Here is a 14,828-nt window from a genome sequence, read left to right on the forward strand (position 1 = left end):
CCCCGGGCGGGCGGTGGTTCTTCCGTATTTGGAACAAAAAAGAAGCAGGGGGCATGCGTCATGGGTGACCGGGTCGAGGTATTCGAGATGGGTCCGCGGGACGGGCTGCAGAACGAAAAGCGTGAGATTCCGGTGGCCGAGAAGATCGCGCTGGTTGATTGCCTCAGCCGCGCGGGCTTTCGCCGGATCGAGGTGGCCAGTTTTGTCTCTCCCAAATGGGTGCCGCAGATGGCAGGCTCGGGCGAGGTTTTGGGCGGCATAACCCGAGCTGAGGGCGTGAGTTATGCAGCGCTGACACCGAATATGCGCGGTTATCAGGATGCCGTGGCGGCCAAAGCGGACGAGATCGCGGTTTTTGCCAGTGCGTCTGAAGGGTTTTCCAAGGCCAACATCAACGCCACCATCGCCGAGAGCATCGAGCGGTTTGTGCCGATCCTTGAGGCCGCTCGAGAAATCGGCTTGCCGGTGCGGGGCTATGTCTCTTGCGTGACCGACTGCCCCTTTGACGGGCCAACCCCACCGGGGAAAGTGGCGGAGGTTGCTGGGCGGCTGTTGGAACTGGGCTGCTATGAGGTGTCGTTGGGGGATACCATCGGGCAGGGCACGCCCGAGAGCATCGCAGCGATGTTGCGCGCGGTGCTTGACCGGGTGCCCGCAGATAAGCTGGCCGGGCATTACCACGATACCGCTGGCCGGGCGCTGATCAACATCGACGCTTCGCTGGAGTTGGGAGTGCGTGTCTTTGATGCGGCCGTTGGTGGTTTGGGCGGCTGCCCTTATGCGCCGGGCGCGGCGGGCAATGTGGCGACCGAGGCCGTTGTGAAGCATTTGACCGAGCAGGGCTATGAAACCGGGTTGGACATGGCGGTTCTGGATGAGGCGGCACAGATGGCTCGCATGATGCGGACAGGATGAGTGCCGGTTCTTGTGTCTCTCACCGGCTTGCCGGGCGTGGGCAAATCCACGGTTGCCAAGCAGGTGGCTGAGGAAACCGGTGCGCTGTGGTTGCGGATTGATCAGATCGAGGTGGCGATGAAGGCTTCTCACATGGTGACAGATGATCTGGCCGATGGTGGATATGCTGCAGCACAGGCCGTGGCCAAAGGGGCCTTGCGTCAAGGGTTCGACGTCATTGCGGATTGCGTGAACCCGATCGCGATGACACGCGCGTCGTGGCGTGCTGTGGCGGACGATACAGGTGCCCGTTTGATCACGGTCGAGCTGATGTGTTCGGATCAGGATGCACATCGCCGCAGGATCGAAACGCGGCAGGTTGATCTGCCGGGCTGGGTCGGCCCCGACTGGCAGGCGGTGCAAGACCGCAAGTATGAGCCGATGGCGGATGCGGATGTGACATTGGACACCGGCCTGACCTCGGTCGAGGTCTGCGTTGAGAGATTGAACCGGGCACTCGAGGCGGCGAAACAGGAGACTTGAAAATGTTTGAGACCATCGACCTTTCGACTGACGCACGTGGAGTTGCGACGCTTACCCTGAACCGTGTGGATAAGCACAACGCCATGTCGGCACAGATGCTGGCTGAGTTGACACAGGCGGCAGGGCAGATTGCAATCGATGACGCAATACGGGTCGTGGTTCTGACTGGTGCTGGAAAAACGTTCTGTGCGGGTGGTGATCTGGGCTGGATGCGGCAGCAGATGGCAGCCGATTCCGAGACGCGGTTTGTCGAGGCACGCAAGCTGGCCGAGATGCTGCAGGCGCTCAACACCCTGCCGAAACCACTTATCGGAGCCTTGCAGGGGAATGCCTTTGGCGGGGGTGTGGGTATGGCGTCGGTCTGTGACATCGCCATCGGGGTCGATACACTGAAGATGGGGCTGACCGAGACACGCCTGGGGATCATCCCGGCGACCATTGGGCCCTATGTCATCTCTCGCATGGGAGAGGCACGGGCGCGGCGTGTGTTCATGTCCGGTCGCATTTTTGGCGCGGCCGAGGCGGTTGAGCTGGGTCTTTTGGCAAAGACAGTTCCGGCCGAGGATCTGGCAGCTGCGGTCGAGGCGGAGGTGACGCCGTACCTCAGCTGTGCGCCAGGGGCTGTGGCGGCAGCCAAACAGCTGACCCGAGAGCTGGGACCGCGCATTGATGATGCGGTGATCGACACCACGATCCAGGCGTTGGTTGATCGGTGGGAAACCATTGAGGCGGCCGAGGGGATCGGAGCGTTTTTCGACAAACGCAAACCCAACTGGGTTTGAGGTAAAGGTGAATCTGGCCCTACTCTTTTGTGGCGAACTGGGGGAATCACATAAAGTTTTGCTGCCATTCGCCGATCAGGAGCTACATGCCGACGGGCACAGCCACTAAATTCGCTAACCCCTTCTGATCACGGCAATCTGTCCAAAGATTGCCGCTTTTCCCCAGTTCGGCGCCGGAAAGGCCAAATTGCGTGTGTTCCGGCGGTGAATCGAGGGCAAACACCGAAATCACTCATTTCCCCGTTGCGGCAATTCGACGGGGTTTCGAGGCCTCGCTTTGGTTGACGCTCTGGTGCGGCACAGGTAGAGAATGTCCAGTCAACACGCCAATTGACGGCGCGCCAACACGTGGTGCGCAGGAAAGGAGCCACTCGTGGAAGAGCTGTTGCGGGAGTACCTCCCGATTCTTGTGTTTCTGGCCGTTGCTGTCGGCCTTGGCATCGTTTTGATTTTGGCCGCCGTGATCCTGGCCGTGCGCAACCCGGACCCCGAAAAGGTAAGTGCCTACGAATGCGGTTTCAACGCCTTCGACGATGCGCGTATGAAATTCGATGTGCGGTTCTATCTCGTCTCGATTCTTTTCATCATTTTTGATCTGGAAATCGCATTCCTGTTCCCTTGGGCCGTTGGGTTCAAGGACATCAGCGACGTGGGTTTCTGGTCGATGATGGTGTTCCTGGGCGTTTTGACCATCGGCTTTGCCTATGAGTGGAAGAAGGGGGCCCTGGAATGGGAGTGATGACCGGAGCCAACACGGCAGGCGTCGACAAGGAAGTCGCCACTCAGGCTTTGAATGCCGAATTGCAGGATAAGGGCTTTCTGCTGACCTCGACCGAGGACATCATCAACTGGGCACGCACGGGTTCGTTGCACTGGATGACGTTTGGTCTGGCCTGCTGCGCGGTCGAGATGATGCATACCTCGATGCCGCGCTATGATGCAGAACGCTTTGGCATCGCACCGCGTGCCTCCCCGCGTCAGTCGGACGTGATGATCGTGGCCGGGACGCTGACCAACAAAATGGCCCCGGCGCTGCGTAAGGTTTACGACCAGATGCCCGAGCCGCGCTATGTGATCTCGATGGGGTCCTGCGCCAATGGCGGTGGCTACTATCACTATTCCTATTCGGTGGTGCGCGGCTGTGACCGCATTGTTCCGGTGGACATCTATGTTCCCGGCTGCCCGCCAACGGCCGAAGCGCTGCTGTATGGTCTGATGCAGCTGCAACGCAAAATCCGCCGCACAGGGACGATTGTAAGATGAGTGAAGCCTTGAAAGAACTGGGCGCGCATATCGAGCTCAAGCGCAGTGACTGTGTGCTGGCGTGGGATGTGACCCATGACGAGTTGAATCTGGATGTCACGCCCTCGAACATCGTTGGCTTGGTCGAGTTTTTGAAATCCGACCCGAACTGCAAGTTCTCGACTTTGGTGGATATCACTGGGGTCGATTATCCCGAGCGCGCCAAGCGGTTCGACGTTGTCTATCACCTGCTTTCGATGTACCAGAACCAGCGCATTCGCCTGCGGGTGTCGATCCGCGAGGATGATATGGTCCCGTCGATCATCGACGTGCACCCCTCGGCGAACTGGTTTGAACGCGAGGTGTTCGACATGTTCGGCATCCTGTTCAGTGGTCATCCCGATCTGCGTCGCATTCTGACTGACTATGGTTTCCGCGGCTATCCGCTACGCAAGGATTTCCCGACCACCGGCTATACCGAGGTCCGCTATGACGAGGCGCAAAAGCGTGTTGTTTATGAACCTGTCAGCCTTGTGCAGGAATACCGTCAATTTGATTTTATGTCACCGTGGGAAGGCGCTGAATACATTTTGCCGGGGGACGAAAAACAGGAGGCCAAGTAATGGGAACCATCGTCTGGATCACCTTTGTCATTGCGACGGTCATACCGATGCTCAAGTTGCTGCCCCATTTCGGCATCAACAAGTACTGGGCGGCGGCCTGTGTGGTCCCCTTGGGGGTGCTGGTGCTGCTTTGGGTCATGGCGATGAAGTTGCAGGAGCTTGACCGCAGATGATGGCGTTTCTTGGTGAGTTGGCGGCTCTTGGTGTTCTGGGTATCCTGCTGACAGGCGCCGCAGCCAAGGCGGCTCAAGCAGAAAAGGCCCGGGTTCGGGTCAAGGCAAAGACCAAATCGCGCACCGTGCGGCGGAAAGGGTGACGATGGCGTTGGATATTACAACAGCCCTGGAACACGTGAACGCGGCGGCCGAGGCCTACTGCGTGGCGCTGAACAAGGCGGACGGCGATGCTCTGGATGCGCTGTGTCATGACCGGTTCTTGATGACATGGGTCAAGGACGACGGCACCCCACGCTTTCTGAACAAGGAAAAGTTCGTGGGTGGTATCCACACATTGGATGCCGACAAGGACGGGCCCTCGTTCGAGGTGATCTCGGTCGATGTCGAAGGCCCTGACATGGCCCACGTCAAACTGTGGGTCGACATGCCGCCGCGCCGGTATCTGGATTACCTGGGCTTCTTCCGGGTCGAAGGTGAATGGCGCCTGATTACAAAACTGTTCCGCGTGGCCGAAGGCCCCGAACTGTAAAGGAAACGCCGGGGGCAACCCGGACAGGAGAGACACGGATGATGGACGGCAGCAAGGGCTTCGACGACGCTCTGACGGGCGAGCAAAAAATCCGCAACTTCAACATCAACTTTGGCCCCCAGCACCCGGCGGCACACGGTGTGCTGCGCCTAGTTCTGGAACTGGACGGCGAGATCGTGGAACGCTGCGACCCGCACATCGGTCTGCTGCACCGTGGCACCGAAAAGCTGATGGAAAGCCGCACTTATCTGCAGAACTTGCCGTATTTTGACCGATTGGATTACGTGGCTCCGATGAACCAGGAACATGCCTGGTGTCTGGCCATCGAAAAACTGACCGGAGTAGAGGTGCCGCGCCGCGCTTCGCTGATCCGGGTGCTCTATTCCGAGATTGGCCGGATTCTGAACCACTTGCTGAACGTGACCACTCAGGCGATGGACGTGGGCGCGCTGACCCCGCCGCTGTGGGGGTTTGAAGAGCGTGAAAAGCTGATGGTTTTTTATGAACGCGCCTGTGGCGCTCGCCTTCACGCAGCCTATTTCCGCCCGGGTGGTGTGCATCAGGACCTGCCTGACGCCCTGATTGACGATATCGAGACATGGAGCCACGAGTTCCCGTCCGTTCTGGACGACATCGACGGGCTGCTGACTGAAAACCGTATCTTCAAACAGCGCAACGCGGATATCGGCGTCGTGACCGAAGATGACATCCAGAAGTATGGCTTCTCGGGTGTGATGGTGCGTGGCTCGGGGTTGGCGTGGGATTTGCGCCGTGCGCAGCCCTATGAATGCTACAACGAGTTTGAATTCCAGGTGCCCGTGGGCAAAAACGGCGACTGTTACGACCGCTATCTGGTGAGGATGGAAGAGATGCGCCAGTCACTCTCCATCATTCGCCAGTGTATCGGAAAGCTCCGCGAGACACCGGGTGATATCCTGGCTCGCGGTAAAATCACGCCACCGAAACGTTCGGACATGAAAACGTCGATGGAGAGTTTGATCCACCATTTCAAACTTTATACGGAAGGCTTCCACGTTCCGGCAGGCGAGGTTTACGCTGCTGTCGAAGCGCCAAAAGGCGAGTTTGGTGTCTATTTGGTCGCTGATGGAAGTAACAAACCCTATCGCGCCAAATTGCGGGCACCGGGTTTCCTGCATTTGCAGGCCATGGATCACGTCGCCAAGGGACATCAATTGGCCGACGTCGCGGCGATCATTGGAACCATGGACGTTGTTTTCGGGGAGATCGACCGATGAGGGTGGCAACTTTGTCTGTGGCGGCGGCGGTTGCTCTGACGGCATGCGAAACCACGACGATAGGTGGTGCCGGAGGAGCGATTACTCAGGAAATGCGTCAGGAATACCTGACCGCGGTCGCATCTGTTGGATGTGTTCTGAGGGACGAACGGCAATACGGTGCGGTCGGCTTCCAAGCCGGGTTGACTCGTGAGCAAACGGTTTCCATCACGTCAAGCTATCTGGCGCGCGGCAAAGCCAAGCGCATTGATGACGGCAACTCTGTCCGGATTACTGCCGGACCGTGCGCTGCCTAACGGGAAAAAGAAGGACTACAAGAAATTATGCTACGCCGTCTGCATCCCGAACAACCCGACAGCTTTGCTTTCACCTCGGCCAACCAGGCTTGGGCTGAAGGGCAGATCAGCAAGTATCCCGAAGGGCGTCAGGCCAGCGCGGTCATCCCGCTGTTGTGGCGCGCGCAAGAACAGGAGGGATGGCTGAGCCGTCCCGCCATAGAAGCTGTCGCCGACATGCTGGATATGGCCTATATCCGTGTGCTCGAGGTGGCCTCGTTCTACTTTATGTTCCAACTACAACCGGTTGGTTCTGTTGCGCATATCCAGGTGTGCGGCACAACGTCCTGCATGATCTGCGGCGCTGAGGATCTGATCGCCGTATGTCAGGAAAAGATCGCGGCCAAGCCGCATGTGGTCTCTGCCGATGGCAAGTTCAGCTGGGAAGAAGTGGAATGCCTGGGCTCTTGTACCAACGCGCCCATGGCTCAGATCGGCAAAGATTACTACGAAGATCTGACAGCCGAAAAGTTCGGCCAGCTGATCGACGAGCTGGCGGCTGGCAGGGTGCCGACACCCGGCCCTCAGAACGGTCGCTATGGCGCCGAGCCGCTGAGCGGTTTGACCAGTCTTACGGAATACGACAGCGGCCGCACGCAGTATAACGCATCCGTGCAACTGGCGACGGACATTGGCGATACGGTTAAGCGCATCGATGGCACCGAAGTGCCGCTGCTGACACCCTGGCTCAAGGACGCCAAGGCACCCGCGGCTGAAAAGCCCAAAGTCAAACCTGCACCCAAGAAGGCGGCAGCGCCGGAGGCTGAAGCAGAGGCGGGCGACAAGCCTGCAACTCTGGACGCGGCGCGCGGTGGCAAGGCGGATGATCTGAAGATGATCAAGGGAGTTGGTCCCAAGCTGGAAGGGGTGCTGAACGGCATCGGCATCTTCCACTATGACCAGATCGCTGCATGGAGTGCGGATGAGGTTGCTTGGGCGGACCAGAACCTGGTCGGTTTCAAGGGCCGTGTAAGCCGGGATGATTGGGTGGCTCAAGCCAAGCAGCTTGCCACCGGAGAGGAAACAGAGTTCGCGAAGCGGGCCAAAGAAGACGGGACATACGACGAGGACTAACAAACGGGAAGGGAGACCCACATCATGACGAATGCGACAGACGAGGCAGGCTGCAAGGCACGCAGCTGGAGATTATCCGCCTATGGCGGCGTAGTATTGGCAGTTTTGTTCATGCTTGTGGGGAATGCCGGGATCGTATCAGCAGCCATTGGGGGCGTTGTCGGATTTGTCGTGTTGGGTTTTGTGCTGACACGCTTTCTGTGCCCCGAGGGTCAGCAGGATACGGCGTCTGCGGCACCTGCTCCGGCACCGGAACCCGCGGCAGAGCCAGTGGTAGAGGCGGCACCAGAGCCAGAGGCAGTGCCCGAGCCAGAGGCGACACCCGAACCGGAGCCAGTGGCCGCGACCGAAGCCACCCCGGACCCGACACCCGTTTCGGCCAGCTCGCTGGTCAAACCGTCAAAAGAATTGCCCGGCCAGATCGAATTGGCCAACCGCAAGGGCAGTTGGACATACAAAGGAAACGCCACTGCATAATGCGCAGTGGTCAACGACAGGAAGAAGATGAACACGGAACAGGACAAAGCCATTGCCCAAAAGGGCCGCCACATCGGTCTGGTTATCGCCGGAACGATGGTGCTGTGGATTGTCATGACTCTGTTCGTTGGTCCGGCCATTGGTTTGGCCGGGCGCTATGCGCTGCTGTTTGATCTCGCTGCATTGGCGGGGTTCATCTATGCGGTGATCAATATCATTCAACTCTGGCGGATGCGTCAGGCCAGTGAACAAGACAGGCAAAGGTAGGCACGCGATGCTGAAGGATCAGGACCGGATCTTTACCAACCTCTACGGGATGCACGACCGAACGCTCAAAGGTGCGCAGATGCGTGGCCATTGGGACGGCACCGCCGGGATCATCGAAAAGGGGCGTGACTGGATCGTCCAGAATATGAAGGATTCCGGTCTGCGTGGTCGTGGAGGCGCGGGCTTTCCCACGGGTTTGAAATGGTCCTTCATGCCCAAGGAAAGCGACGGTCGCCCGGCGTACCTGGTTGTGAATGCAGATGAATCCGAGCACTGGCACCTGCAAAGACCGCGAGATCATGCGCCATGATCCGCACACACTGATCGAAGGGTGCCTGATCGCGTCTTTCGCGATGAATGCGCACACCTGCTATATCTACATCCGCGGCGAATACATCCGTGAGCGCGAAGCGCTTCAGGCTGCAATCGATGAGGCATATGACGCGGGCCTTCTGGGCAAGAACGCCGCTGGCTCGGGCTGGGATTTCGATCTGTTCCTGCACCACGGGGCGGGTGCTTACATCTGCGGCGAAGAAACTGCGCTGATCGAAAGCCTTGAGGGTAAAAAGGGCATGCCCCGCATGAAGCCGCCGTTCCCTGCGGGCGCGGGCCTTTATGGCTGCCCGACCACCGTGAACAACGTTGAATCCATTGCCGTCGTGCCCACGATCCTGCGCCGTGGGGCCGACTGGTTCAGCTCCTTCGGGCGTCCGAACAATGCGGGCACCAAGCTCTTTGGCATCTCGGGTCACGTCAACAACCCTTGTGTGGTTGAAGAGGCGATGTCGATTTCGTTCGAAGAGCTGATCGAGAAACACTGCGGCGGCATTCGCGGCGGCTGGGACAACCTCAAGGCGGTGATCCCGGGCGGCTCGTCGGTTCCCTGCGTGACCGGCGAGAACATGCGGGACGCGATCATGGATTTCGACGCGCTCAAAGAAAAGGGATCATCCCTTGGAACCGCTGCGGTCATCGTGATGGACAAGCAGACCGACATCATCAAGGCGATCTGGCGTCTGTCCAAGTTCTACAAGCACGAAAGCTGTGGTCAGTGCACGCCCTGCCGCGAAGGCACCGGCTGGATGATGCGGGTGATGGATCGTCTAGTGAAAGGTGAGGCGGAGGTCGAAGAGATCGACATGCTGCTGAGCGTGACCAAGCAGGTCGAAGGTCACACCATCTGTGCCCTTGGCGATGCGGCAGCCTGGCCGATCCAGGGCTTGATCAAGAACTTCCGCGAGGAAATCGAAGACCGGATCAAGGCCAAGCGCACCGGTCGCATGGGAGCAATGGCGGCCGAGTAAAGGAGGAGACGATGGAAGGTTTTGCAGAATATTCCCACGCGATTGTGTCGTTGGTGCTGTTCACGCTGGTCGTGCTCGCACTCTCGCCATTTTCGGCGCTCGCCAAGGCGGGCAAGGGGCTGGCACCGGGTGCCACGCCCGAACAGGACTATTCTGACAAGGCCTATCGTCTGAACCGGGCTTATCTGAATGGCACTGAAACCCTGCCTGCGTTTCTAACCGTGACCGTGGCGGCGATGCTGGCCGGGGCGAGCCCGTTCTGGGTTAACCTTTTGGCCTCACTGTTCCTTGTGGTGCGTCTGATCATGCTGGTCATCCACTTACAGGGCGTCGGCAAGCCGCACAGCGGGCTGCGCTCGGTGTTTTATGTGGCTAAGCTGGGCCTGCTTGGTGGTTCTGGGCGTAATGGCATTGGTGGCAGCGTTTTGAAACAACCTGACGGATATCATTTGGCCGAGCTGAACGTTGGCCGCCTGCTGGCACCGACGGATGATCCGCGCGTGGCTGAATTCATGGACAACCTTGATCGGGTGAACGGGTTGGGCAAGCGCATGCCCGGATTTGTCTGGATGATGGAGGGCTCGGGCGAGCCCGGCACCGGCAACACCGAAAACAGCATTGGCGATGATCCACAGTTCGTGGCCAATCTAACCGTCTGGAAAGACGCCCCAAGCCTAGAGAAATTCGTCTGGGGCACAATCCACAAACAATTCTACGAACGTCGCCAGGACTGGTTCGAGGTTCTGGGTCAAATGCATTTCGTTATGTGGTGGGTGCCCGAGGGGCATGAACCCACGGTTGACGAAGCCATGGAGCGGCTTGAGCACTTGCGCACGCATGGCGCCACCGAACACGCCTTTGACTGGTCTTCCCTGAAGGACGCCAACATGTGGCAAACCCACGGTTGCACCCATGTGGCGGCGGAGTAAGAGAAGATGAAGAAATTGAAACTCAACAGCCAACCCAGGGTTCTGGGCACAGCGACAGGAGGACATTGACATGAAGACCACTCGTCTTGCCCTGCTTGGGGTTCTGTGCGCAGCCGTTGCTGTTGCCGGATGCAACCGTAAGAAAAACAAGGTGAACCTGGTCACCTATGATGGCATCGAATTCCGCACCGATGCTCAACCAATCGACAAGAAAGTTACTTTGGCCGACTTCTACGTTCGCGTTGAAGGCGCGGCCATCTCGCTGGATTCGGCGCGCAAGGCCGGTCGCGACCGGGCGTATCGTTATTGCATCGAAAACTTCGGCACCTCGAAAATCGATTGGACCGTAGGGCCTGATACCGACCCCGCGCAACTGCAACTGGTTGACGGGGCGCTGACCTTCCGCGGGACATGTGGCCGCCCATGATCCGCGCATTGGCATATCCTTGCTCATCTGGCGGGCTGTTATTGAATAGCAGCGCAGATGACGTTCGTTTTGGAACATCCAAAACGAAAGGGAATGTCATGTCCGTTATCAAGTATGCCGTTTTTGCGACCCTGGTTGCTCTGCCAGTCTCGATCCCTGCTACGGCTCAGGCCAAACCACCCTTGCGCCAAGTAAGCGAGATCGACAACGAGCTTTACTACATCGCCATCGCCAATGAGATCGCCGAGATTTGTGACAGCATCACCGGTCGACGCATGAAGGCTATTGGCGTGATGTGGGGACTGCGGTCTAAGGCCAACAAACTGGGCTACTCGGACGATGAAATCCGGGCCTACGTGGAATCAGATTCCGAAAAAGACCGTATGCGCGCCAGGGGCGAATCTTATTTGGCCGCCAATGGTGCGAAATACGGACAACCCGAAACCTTCTGCGCGCTTGGCCGCACAGAGATCAATAAAAACAGCGCGATCGGCGTGTATTTGAGGGCGAAATAGACCATGTCTGACCTCCGCAAGATCAATATCGATGGGCAAGAGCTCGAAGTGGACGGCGCAATGACCCTGATCCAGGCCTGCGAGCAGGCCGGGGTCGAGGTGCCGCGGTTCTGTTATCACGAGCGCCTGTCCATCGCGGGCAACTGCCGCATGTGCCTGGTTGAGGTTGTGGGCGGCCCGCCCAAACCTGCGGCATCCTGTGCGATGCAGGTGCGCGATCTGCGTCCTGGTCCCGAAGGTCAGGCGCCGGTGGTCAAGACAAACTCGCCCATGGTCAAGAAGGCCCGCGAAGGGGTGATGGAGTTCATGCTCATCAACCACCCGCTGGATTGCCCGATCTGCGATCAGGGCGGCGAATGCGATCTGCAGGATCAGGCGATGGCCTATGGCATCTCGGCGACGCGCTTCAAGGAAGCCAAGCGCGCGGTTGATGATCTGGATCTGGGCCCGCTGGTGTCGACCGCGATGACCCGCTGCATCAGCTGCACCCGCTGCGTGCGCTTCACGTCTGAAGTGGCCGGTATCACCCAAATGGGCCAGACCGGTCGCGGTGAAGACGCCGAGATCACCAGCTATCTGAACGAAACGTTGGTGTCGAACCTGCAGGGCAACATTATCGACCTGTGCCCGGTTGGCGCGCTGACGTCCAAGCCTTACGCGTTTACTGCGCGTCCGTGGGAGCTGACGAAGACCGAAAGCATTGATGTGATGGACGCGCTTGGGTCCAACATCCGCGTTGACACCAAGGGTCGCGAAGTGATGCGGTTCCTGCCGCGCAATCATGACGGCGTGAACGAAGAATGGATCAGCGACAAGACCCGTTTTGTCTGGGACGGCCTGCGCCGCCAGCGTCTAGACCGGCCCTATGTGCGCGTTGATGGCAAGCTGAAACCCGCAAGCTGGCCCGAAGCTCTGGCCGCCGCCGCGAAAGCGATAAGCGGGGCCGAAAAGCTGGCTGGACTGGTTGGCGATCTGGCGTCAGTCGAGGCGACATTTGCGCTGAAACAACTGGTTGAGGGGAAAGGCGGGGTTGTGGAATGCCGCACCGATGGCGCGAAGCTGCCTGCGGGCAACCGTGGCGCCTATGCCGGGACCGCAGCGATCGAGGACATCGACAGCGCCGAGCGTATCTTGCTGATCGGAACCGACCCGCGCAACGAGGCACCCGTGCTGAACGCGCGTATTCGCAAAGCCTGGATCAACGGGGCCGAAGTTGCGCTGGTCGGTCAGGCTGTCGATCTGACCTATGACTATGCCCACATGGGCGATGACCGCGCAGCGCTGCAAAAGGTCGTCGACATGGGCGGCGATGATGAAATCAAGGCCAAGCGCTCATTGGTGATTTTAGGGCAGGGCGCCTTGCAAGAGGCGGACGGCGCGGCTGTTCTGGCCGCGGCCCAAGCTGTTGCGGCAAACACCGACAGCGGATTGTTGATCCTGCACACCGCCGCCGCGCGCGTTGGCGCGATGGATGTGGACGCGACCAACGAACGCGGCATGGACGCGATCAGCGAAGCGGACGTGATCTATAACCTCGGCGCGGATGAGGTCGAGATCGGAGACGGCGCCTTTGTCATCTATCAGGGCAGCCATGGCGATCGCGGTGCGCACCGCGCCGACGTGATCCTGCCGGGCGCGGCCTATACCGAAGAGAACGGCCTGTTTGTGAACACCGAGGGGCGCCCGCAACTGGCCCTGCGTGCCGGATTTGCACCGGGAGAGGCCAAGGAAAATTGGGCTATTCTGCGTGCACTCAGCGCGGAAACAGGCGAGGCGCTGCCATACGACAGCCTTGCACAATTGCGTCAGGCACTGATTGCCGCTGTGCCGCATCTGGCCCGGATCGACGAAGTTTCCGAAAAAGAGGTGCAGGCCCTGGAAACAGGCCAGCTTGGCAAGGCGACGTTCCGCACGGCGGTCAAGGATTTCTACCTGACCAACCCAATCGCGCGTGCATCCGAGCTGATGGCTGAACTGTCGGCAGGGGCTAAGGCGCGTACCGCGGAGCAGATTGCGGCAGAATGATCCGGATTGCTCTCATATCCCTGATCGCATTGGCGGCCTGTGAAGAGCAGGCCGACGATACGGTGACGCGGTTCTCGCCTGATTATCAGGGTGTTGAAACCTCGCTACTGGATGGGGATCTGGTGCAATTTGATGTGACTATGGCAGGCGCCCGCGACGAAAAGGACGTGGACGCTTATGCCGAATGTGCGGCGGCGCAATATGCGCTGATCCGTGGTTACGGTTTTGCGCGGCATTTGCGCACGAACATGAATGAAAAAGGTGGCGTGTGGTCGGCGGATGCTGTTTACACCATCTCGTCATCATTACCCCGTGGGTTGGATACCATCGACGCCGAAGTCGTGGTCGCCAATTGCGCGGAAAACGGAATACCCACGGTGTGAGGACCTATGGCTGAATTCTTTAACACCCCAGGCGGCATCGCCGTGATCATCCTGGCACAAGTGCTTGCAGTTGTTGCTTTTGTGATGATCTCTCTGCTTTTCCTGGTGTACGGCGACCGCAAGATCTGGGCCGCAGTTCAGATGCGCCGGGGCCCCAACGTGGTTGGTGTCTTTGGTCTGCTGCAATCGGTGGCGGACGCGCTGAAATATGTGGTCAAAGAGGTGGTGATCCCCGCTAGCGCCGACCGCACCGTGTTTATCCTGGCGCCGCTGACCTCGTTTGTGCTGGCGATGATCGCTTGGGCGGTTATCCCGTTCAACGATGGCTGGGTTCTGTCGGACATCAACGTCGCGATCCTCTATGTCTTCGCCGTCTCCTCGCTTGAGGTTTACGGCGTGATCATGGGCGGTTGGGCCTCGAACTCGAAATACCCGTTCCTGGGATCGCTGCGTTCAGCCGCGCAGATGATTTCTTACGAGGTCTCGATCGGTCTGATCATCATCGGCGTGATCCTGTCGACCGGGTCGATGAACTTTGGCGACATCGTGCGCGCGCAGGACGGTAATCTGGGCTTGTTCAACTGGTACTGGCTGCCGCATTTCCCGATGGTCTTCCTGTTCTTTATTTCGGCACTGGCCGAAACCAACCGACCCCCATTCGACCTGCCTGAGGCGGAATCCGAACTGGTGGCTAGGCTATCAGGTGGAATATTCGGCAACCCCATTCCTGTTGTTCATGGCAGGTGAATACATCGCGATCTTCCTGATGTGTGCGCTGACCACGCTGCTGTTCTTTGGCGGTTGGCTGTCGCCGATCCCGGGGCTGCCAGATGGCGTGCTGTGGATGGTCGCCAAGATGGCGTTTTTCTTCTTCCTCTTCGCGATGGTCAAGGCGATCACGCCGCGCTACCGCTATGACCAGTTGATGCGCCTGGGGTGGAAAGTGTTTCTGCCGTTCTCGCTGGGTTGGGTGGTTTTCGTGGCCTTTGCGGCAAAATTTGACTGGTTCTGGGGGGCATTTGCCCGCTGGAGCGTAGGGGGCTGATC

19 protein-coding genes and 3 pseudogenes are annotated in these 14,828 nt (G+C 59.0%); all 22 read left to right on the top strand.

The window, feature by feature from the left end; all coding sequences use genetic code 11:
• Positions 1-60: 60 nt before the first annotated feature.
• Positions 61-915 carry a hydroxymethylglutaryl-CoA lyase gene (locus ACZ1HE_RS08625; RefSeq protein ID WP_472620396.1) on the top strand — a complete coding sequence of 285 codons (855 nt, stop codon included), beginning with the start codon at positions 61-63 and terminating at the stop codon, positions 913-915.
• Positions 916-1,437 (top strand): P-loop nucleotide/nucleoside kinase family protein, encoded by a 522-nt coding sequence (locus ACZ1HE_RS08630; RefSeq protein ID WP_472620397.1) that lies wholly within the window; start codon positions 916-918, stop codon positions 1,435-1,437.
• A 2-nt stretch (positions 1,438-1,439) separates the two neighbouring features.
• Positions 1,440-2,219, top strand: coding sequence for a crotonase/enoyl-CoA hydratase family protein (locus tag ACZ1HE_RS08635; protein ID WP_472620398.1), 780 nt, complete (start codon positions 1,440-1,442; stop codon positions 2,217-2,219).
• Positions 2,220-2,592: 373 nt separating this feature from the next.
• A complete protein-coding gene (locus ACZ1HE_RS08640) occupies positions 2,593-2,958 on the top strand; it encodes an NADH-quinone oxidoreductase subunit A (RefSeq protein WP_085795125.1) in 366 nt (121 codons plus the stop codon).
• Entirely contained in the window at positions 2,949-3,482 is a 534-nt protein-coding gene (locus ACZ1HE_RS08645; protein ID WP_037307875.1) for a NuoB/complex I 20 kDa subunit family protein, read from the top strand. The genes ACZ1HE_RS08640 and ACZ1HE_RS08645 overlap by 10 nt, the downstream gene beginning before the upstream one ends.
• Positions 3,479-4,084: an NADH-quinone oxidoreductase subunit C gene (locus tag ACZ1HE_RS08650; RefSeq protein ID WP_472620399.1), complete on the top strand. Its 606-nt coding sequence runs from the start codon at positions 3,479-3,481 to the stop codon at positions 4,082-4,084. Before ACZ1HE_RS08645 ends, ACZ1HE_RS08650 begins: the two co-directional genes overlap by 4 nt.
• Positions 4,084-4,257, top strand: coding sequence for a hypothetical protein (locus ACZ1HE_RS08655; RefSeq protein WP_472620400.1), 174 nt, complete (start codon positions 4,084-4,086; stop codon positions 4,255-4,257). Before ACZ1HE_RS08650 ends, ACZ1HE_RS08655 begins: the two co-directional genes overlap by 1 nt.
• Positions 4,254-4,400: a hypothetical protein gene (locus tag ACZ1HE_RS08660; protein ID WP_472620401.1), complete on the top strand. Its 147-nt coding sequence runs from the start codon at positions 4,254-4,256 to the stop codon at positions 4,398-4,400. The genes ACZ1HE_RS08655 and ACZ1HE_RS08660 overlap by 4 nt, the downstream gene beginning before the upstream one ends.
• Positions 4,401-4,402: 2 nt before the next feature.
• A complete protein-coding gene (locus tag ACZ1HE_RS08665; RefSeq protein WP_472620402.1) occupies positions 4,403-4,789 on the top strand; it encodes a nuclear transport factor 2 family protein in 387 nt (128 codons plus the stop codon).
• A 41-nt stretch (positions 4,790-4,830) separates the two neighbouring features.
• The gene (locus ACZ1HE_RS08670; protein ID WP_472624415.1) at positions 4,831-6,045 is read left to right on the top strand and encodes an NADH-quinone oxidoreductase subunit D; all 1,215 of its coding nucleotides are present in this window, start codon (positions 4,831-4,833) and stop codon (positions 6,043-6,045) included.
• Positions 6,042-6,341 carry a hypothetical protein gene (locus ACZ1HE_RS08675; RefSeq protein ID WP_472620403.1) on the top strand — a complete coding sequence of 100 codons (300 nt, stop codon included), beginning with the start codon at positions 6,042-6,044 and terminating at the stop codon, positions 6,339-6,341. The genes ACZ1HE_RS08670 and ACZ1HE_RS08675 overlap by 4 nt, the downstream gene beginning before the upstream one ends.
• A gap of 27 nt (positions 6,342-6,368) precedes the next feature.
• Positions 6,369-7,454, top strand: a complete 1,086-nt coding sequence (gene nuoE, locus ACZ1HE_RS08680; protein ID WP_472620404.1) for an NADH-quinone oxidoreductase subunit NuoE — start codon at positions 6,369-6,371, stop codon at positions 7,452-7,454.
• Positions 7,455-7,478: 24 nt separating this feature from the next.
• Positions 7,479-7,931 carry a hypothetical protein gene (locus ACZ1HE_RS08685; RefSeq protein ID WP_472620405.1) on the top strand — a complete coding sequence of 151 codons (453 nt, stop codon included), beginning with the start codon at positions 7,479-7,481 and terminating at the stop codon, positions 7,929-7,931.
• A 27-nt stretch (positions 7,932-7,958) separates the two neighbouring features.
• Positions 7,959-8,198: a DUF5337 domain-containing protein gene (locus ACZ1HE_RS08690; RefSeq protein ID WP_472620406.1), complete on the top strand. Its 240-nt coding sequence runs from the start codon at positions 7,959-7,961 to the stop codon at positions 8,196-8,198.
• A gap of 7 nt (positions 8,199-8,205) precedes the next feature.
• Positions 8,206-9,502: pseudogene (gene nuoF / locus ACZ1HE_RS08695) on the top strand (NADH-quinone oxidoreductase subunit NuoF).
• An 11-nt stretch (positions 9,503-9,513) separates the two neighbouring features.
• Positions 9,514-9,831: pseudogene (locus tag ACZ1HE_RS08700) on the top strand (MAPEG family protein); the annotation flags it as partial.
• Between the two features lie 96 nt (positions 9,832-9,927).
• Complete coding sequence (locus ACZ1HE_RS08705; RefSeq protein ID WP_472624417.1) at positions 9,928-10,431, top strand: DUF3291 domain-containing protein; 504 nt, start codon at positions 9,928-9,930, stop codon at positions 10,429-10,431.
• Between the two features lie 70 nt (positions 10,432-10,501).
• Entirely contained in the window at positions 10,502-10,858 is a 357-nt protein-coding gene (locus tag ACZ1HE_RS08710; protein WP_472620407.1) for a hypothetical protein, read from the top strand.
• Between the two features lie 98 nt (positions 10,859-10,956).
• Positions 10,957-11,373: a DUF5333 domain-containing protein gene (locus tag ACZ1HE_RS08715; protein WP_472620408.1), complete on the top strand. Its 417-nt coding sequence runs from the start codon at positions 10,957-10,959 to the stop codon at positions 11,371-11,373.
• A gap of 3 nt (positions 11,374-11,376) precedes the next feature.
• Positions 11,377-13,398, top strand: coding sequence for an NADH-quinone oxidoreductase subunit NuoG (gene nuoG / locus ACZ1HE_RS08720; RefSeq protein ID WP_472620409.1), 2,022 nt, complete (start codon positions 11,377-11,379; stop codon positions 13,396-13,398).
• Entirely contained in the window at positions 13,395-13,781 is a 387-nt protein-coding gene (locus ACZ1HE_RS08725; RefSeq protein ID WP_472620410.1) for a hypothetical protein, read from the top strand. Before nuoG ends, ACZ1HE_RS08725 begins: the two co-directional genes overlap by 4 nt.
• Before the next feature lie 6 nt (positions 13,782-13,787).
• A pseudogene (nuoH, locus tag ACZ1HE_RS08730) lies at positions 13,788-14,826 on the top strand (NADH-quinone oxidoreductase subunit NuoH).
• Positions 14,827-14,828: the final 2 nt, after the last annotated feature.

Source organism: Falsiruegeria sp. JB4-1 (genome assembly GCF_055693495.1).